The organism is Streptomyces sp. NPDC060205, from assembly GCF_042728395.1.
In the GTDB taxonomy this organism is placed as follows: domain Bacteria; phylum Actinomycetota; class Actinomycetes; order Streptomycetales; family Streptomycetaceae; genus Streptomyces.
The window spans coordinates 1-4,678 of record NZ_JBHWZP010000514.1 but is presented as its reverse complement, the minus strand read 5'-3'; the positions used below and the strand labels follow the sequence as shown (position 1 = coordinate 4,678).

Sequence of the window (4,678 nt, the reverse complement as noted above, 5' to 3'; positions counted from 1 at the left end):
GCGGGCGGTGCCCGGTGGGGCGGGCACCGCCCGTGGTCGGACACCGGTCCGGCAGGGGCGACCGGCTTGGAGCGGTGACCCAGGTTCCGCCCGTGGGCCGCCGGCGGGTTAGAGGACGTGCTGACAGTTCGACTCGCGCGTTCTGTCAGTTCCCTGACAAAAACGTGGTGCCGGTTCCACGCCGTGGACCAGAGCCCAGGCACCCCCGGCCCGCCGACAATCCGTGCGGACGAAGGATGCGACGGCGGAAGGAGCGGCCGGTGGGACGTGCACGGCTGCCGGCACTGTTCTCCCTGCTCACCCTGACCGGCTTCATCACGACGCTCGACAACACGGTCATCAACGTCGCGCTGCCGACCGTGCAGCGCGAACTGGGCCTGACGGTCCCGGACCTGGAGTGGGTGGCCGCCGGCTACGTGCTCAGTTTCGGCGCACTGCTGCTGCCCGGCGGCCGGCTGACCGACCTGTGCGGACGCAGGCCGGTGCTGGCCGCCGGGATCGTCGTCTTCACGGTGTCCTCGGCGGCGTGCGCCCTCGCGGACAGCGGGGGCGCGCTGATCGCGGCCCGTACGGTGCAGGGGGTCGGCGCCGCGCTGATCATTCCGGCCTCGCTCGCCGTCATCGCGGTGGACCTGCCCGCGCGACTGCGCTCCACGGCCGTCGGACTGTGGACGGCGGCCCTGGCCGTGGCGCTGGCGCTGGGGCCCGTGGTGGGCGGTTTCGTCACCGAACGGTGGGGCTGGGTCTGGGTGTTCGCGCTGAACGTGCCCTTCGGTGTGCTGGCCCTGCTGCTGATGCCGGCCGTGCCCGCCAGGTCCGCGCCCCGCCGCGGCGGTCCGGACATGCCGGGTGTCCTGCTGTCCGTCCTCGCGCTCTACCTCCTCACGTACGGGCTCGTACGCGGTCAGGAACACGGCTTCACCGCCGCGCCCGTCCCGCAGTGCCTGGCCGTCTCCGCGGTCGCCGCCTGCGTGTTCGTCCTCGTGGAGGCCAGGACCGCACGGCCGCTCGTCGAACTGCGGCTGCTGCGCGACCGGTTCCTCACCGGCGGGATCCTCGCGCAGGTGCTGTGGGGCATCGGGGTCAACGGGGTGTTCTTCTTCACCGCCCTCTACCTCCAGCGGGTGCTCGGCTTCTCCCCCACCGAGGCGGGGCTGGCCTTTCTGCCGCTGGCGGGCGCGCTGCTGCTCGGGACACCGATGGCCGAACGGGCGGCCCGCGCGCTCGGCGCCCATGTCTCGATCGCGGGCGGACTCGGACTGGTCGCGGTCGGCCTGCTGTACGTCTCCGGCGTGGGCGCGGGGGCCAGCTACTGGGATCTGCAGCCGGGGCTGCTGCTGATCGGCTGGGGTTCCGCGCTCACCACTCCCCTGACGGTTCGTTCCCTGCTGCGGGTCCCGGAGGACGGGATGGGGATGGCGACGGGCCTGGTGAGCGCGGCACGCGAGGTCTCCGGGGTGTTCGGGGTGGTCCTGGTGGGGGTGGTCCTCACCCGGCGCGAGCGGGCCGAACTGCGCTCCGGGGCCGCTCCGCGCGAGGCCTTCCTCGCGGGGTACGACCGGGGGCTGCGGATCGCGGCGTGCTGCGTACTGGCGGGCGCGCTGGTCACGCTGCTGACGCTGCGCCGCCGCGGCCGTCACCGGCGTCCACGGCGGGTCGTGGCGCGCTCCGGTGACGGATCCGGGGTTGTCGTGAAGTGACAAGTCCCGGGTGCGTGACTGTCAGCCCGCGATGAAGCTGGGCAGAATCCGCGCGGGTAACGTCGGTGTGCCCCACTTCCCGTATGCGGAAGGAGCCGCCGCGTGAACGGATTCCGCATACCGGCGGGCGAGGCCGGGATGACGACCGTGACCGGCCCAGGCGTCGCCGAGGCGGTGGACGGCCCGTTCAAGTCGTTCCCCTCGGGACTGCACGCCCAGCTCAGACCGTTCTTCGCCGACATCACCGAAGAGGTCGTACGGGCGATCAGGACCGAGATCCCGGAGTACGCGCGGCCGACGGACGACACGTACATGCAGGTCGTGCACCAAGGGGTGGAGCACGCCCTGCAGGGGTTCCTGCAGCGGATGGCCGAGCCCGACAGCGACGGGGAGCCGGTGCGGGCGACGTACCAGCGCATCGGCCGGGGCGAGGCGGACGAGGGGCGCAGTCTCGACGCGTTCCAGTCGGCCCTGCGGCTCGGAGCGCGGGTGGCGTGGCGCCGTATCAACGCCCTGGTGGACGCCGATCTGCTGCCCCGTCATGTGCTGGCCGCGTTCGGGGAGGCGCTGTTCCTGCACCTCGACGAGATGGCGGCCGCGACGACGACCGGGTACACGGAGGCGCGGCTGCACGCGGCGGGCGAGCTGCGGCAGCGGCGTACGCGGCTGATCGATCTGCTGATCGTGGATCCGCCCGCGTCGGTCGCGGCCGTCACGGAGCTGGCGCACACCGCGCAGTGGCCGGTGCCCCGCTCGCTGGCGGTGGTCGTCGTCGACCGCGGCGCGCGGGCCGCGGGGCCGCCGCCCATCGTGCCGCCGGAGTTCCTGGCACGGTTCGACGCGCATCCCGCCGTGCTGGTGGTGCCCGACCCCGAGGGCCCCGGCCGGGCCCGGGCCGTCGCCGGGGCGCTGCAGGGGTTACGGGCCGCCATGGGCCCCACCGTCGCGCTCCAGGAAGGGGCCAGGTCCCTGCGGTGGGCCACGGAGGCACTGGACCTGGCCCGGCGGGGCGTGCTGCCCGACACGCAGCTGGTGCGCTGCCGGGACCATCTGGCCACGCTGCTGCTGTTCCGCGACGAGGCCCTGGTGGACGCGATGGCCGACCGGCACCTGCGTCCCCTGGACGACGTGCGCCTGCCACAGCGGGAACGCCTCGCGGAGACGCTGCTCAGCTGGCTCCAGTGCGGCCACAACGCGAGCGAGGTCGCCGCGCGGCTCGCCGTCCACCCCCAGACGGTCCGTTACCGCATGCGCCAGCTGGACGAACTGTTCGGCGACCGCCTCCACGACCCGACGACCCAGTTCGAAATGCAACTGGCACTGCGCGCACTGAACTTGCGACGGGTGGCCGGGGGCGCGGTGACGCTCACAACGGCTGCCCGAGGGTGAGCGTGTACGCCCCGAAGCCGCTGCGCTCGTAGAACCGGATCGCGTCCTGGTTGGCCGCATAGGCCGTCACCTCCGCATGCTGGGCTCCCTGTTCACGCGCCCACTCCAGAAAGCCGGCGACGAGCCGCGCCCCGGTCCGGGTACCGCGATGCGCCGTACGCACGTACAGGCTGAGCAAGGTGGCGACTTTCAGCGGACGCATCGCGGACCCCTCCGCGACGACGCCTGCGAGATGCCCCACGACTTCCCCACCGCTTTCGGCCACGAGCAGGAGCCGTGCCGGGTCGTCGAGACCCGAGGCGAACCGCTCGGCGCCGTGCGCCAGCGGCCAGCTGATGTCGACCGAGGGGTCGCGGGTGCCTGCGTCCTCGGCGAACAGGGCCGCGCTGGAGGCGACGAGTGCCGGGACGTCGTCGGGGCGGGCCCTGCGAACGGTCGCTGTACGGACGGTCGCCTTGTCGCGGTCATCAGTCATGAAGCAGGACGTTAGCGCCCGGGTACGACAACGATGAGGCACTTCCTGGACAGGTGTCCAAGAATAGTGGACACTCGTCCAGGAACTTGGACGCCCGTCCAGGTTGTCGCGACCCTTGAAGGAGCCCATCCCCCATGCAGACGCTCGCGAACGTGCTGGTCGGGCTGGTTGCCGTCCTGCATCTGTACATCCTTGTTCTGGAGATGTTCCTGTGGGAGCGGAAGCCGGGGCGCGGGCTGCACGGGTTCGATGCGGAGATGGCTCGGGCCACCGCCCCGCTCGCCGCCAACCAGGGGCTCTACAACGGGTTTCTGGCCGCCGGGCTCATCTGGGGGCTGGTCGCCGACGATCCGACGGGGTTCGCGGCCCAGGTCTTCTTCCTGGCGTGCGTGGTCGTCGCCGGTCTGTACGGGGCGGCCACCGCGAACCGGCGCATCCTGTTCGCGCAGGCCCTACCCGGCGCGCTCGCCCTCGCCGCCGTCCTCGTCGCCCGGTGATCTCCGACCCCCGGGCCGAACGCACGCGGGCCAAGCTGCGCCGGGCCCTCCTCGACGAGTGCGCCAGGCGGCCGCTCACCGAGGTGAACGTCACCTCGCTGGTGCGCGCGGCCGGGGTCGGCCGGGCCACGTTCTATCTGCACTACGCCGACCTGGAGGCGCTGGCCGTCGACGCCTGCGCCGATGTCGTACGCGACGCCGTGGACGCGCTGCACGCGTGGCGGGGCAGGCCCGATCCAAGGTCGGCGCCGGACGCGCTGATCGGGTTCTTCACGAGTCTCCCCCCACACGCCCTGCTGTATCGCGCGCTGCTGGCCCCGGGGGGCGGAGGTCCGCTGGGGCGCGTCCTTCATCAGGACCTGCGCGCCCGCAGTCTCGCCGAACGTGAGCTCGCCGGGGCACCGCAGGCTCCGCTCGTCGCCTCCGCCGTCGCCGCGGCGTTCGCGGGGGTCCTGGCGGACTGGCTGCACGGTTTCGTGGAGGGCTCCCCGGAGGAGGTCGCACAGAAGGTGTGGCGGTTGCTTGTCGCGCTGCACGCGGTGCGGTGGGAGGGGGCGGGGGCGGGTGACGGATGAGATTCGGCTGCGGGCCGGTGGGGGCCGTTCGCGCAGTTCCCC

General features: G+C 72.8%; 5 protein-coding genes. 4 read left to right on the top strand and 1 reads right to left on the bottom strand.

Annotation, left to right across the window (positions count from 1 at the left end; translation table 11 throughout):
* Positions 1 to 260: 260 nt before the first annotated feature.
* Both ACFWGJ_RS42135 and ACFWGJ_RS42130 read left to right on the top strand, forming a co-directional pair.
* On the top strand, positions 261 to 1,700 hold the full coding sequence (locus ACFWGJ_RS42135) for an MFS transporter (protein WP_387334249.1): 1,440 nt from the start codon (positions 261 to 263) through the stop codon (positions 1,698 to 1,700).
* A 102-nt stretch (positions 1,701 to 1,802) separates the two neighbouring features.
* Positions 1,803 to 3,089 (top strand): PucR family transcriptional regulator, encoded by a 1,287-nt coding sequence (locus tag ACFWGJ_RS42130; RefSeq protein WP_387334248.1) that lies wholly within the window; start codon positions 1,803 to 1,805, stop codon positions 3,087 to 3,089.
* Here ACFWGJ_RS42130 and ACFWGJ_RS42125 read toward each other — a convergent pair.
* The gene (locus ACFWGJ_RS42125; RefSeq protein ID WP_387334247.1) at positions 3,067 to 3,564 is read right to left on the bottom strand and encodes a GNAT family N-acetyltransferase; all 498 of its coding nucleotides are present in this window, start codon (positions 3,562 to 3,564) and stop codon (positions 3,067 to 3,069) included. The two genes, ACFWGJ_RS42130 and ACFWGJ_RS42125, sit on opposite strands and share 23 nt — an antisense overlap.
* 134 nt (positions 3,565 to 3,698) lie before the next feature.
* Here ACFWGJ_RS42125 and ACFWGJ_RS42120 point away from each other — a divergent pair, with 134 nt between their 5' ends.
* Both ACFWGJ_RS42120 and ACFWGJ_RS42115 read left to right on the top strand, forming a co-directional pair.
* Complete coding sequence (locus tag ACFWGJ_RS42120) at positions 3,699 to 4,061, top strand: DUF1304 domain-containing protein (protein WP_387334246.1); 363 nt, start codon at positions 3,699 to 3,701, stop codon at positions 4,059 to 4,061.
* The gene (locus ACFWGJ_RS42115; RefSeq protein ID WP_387334245.1) at positions 4,058 to 4,636 is read left to right on the top strand and encodes a TetR/AcrR family transcriptional regulator; all 579 of its coding nucleotides are present in this window, start codon (positions 4,058 to 4,060) and stop codon (positions 4,634 to 4,636) included. The genes ACFWGJ_RS42120 and ACFWGJ_RS42115 overlap by 4 nt, the downstream gene beginning before the upstream one ends.
* Positions 4,637 to 4,678 lie beyond the last annotated feature (42 nt).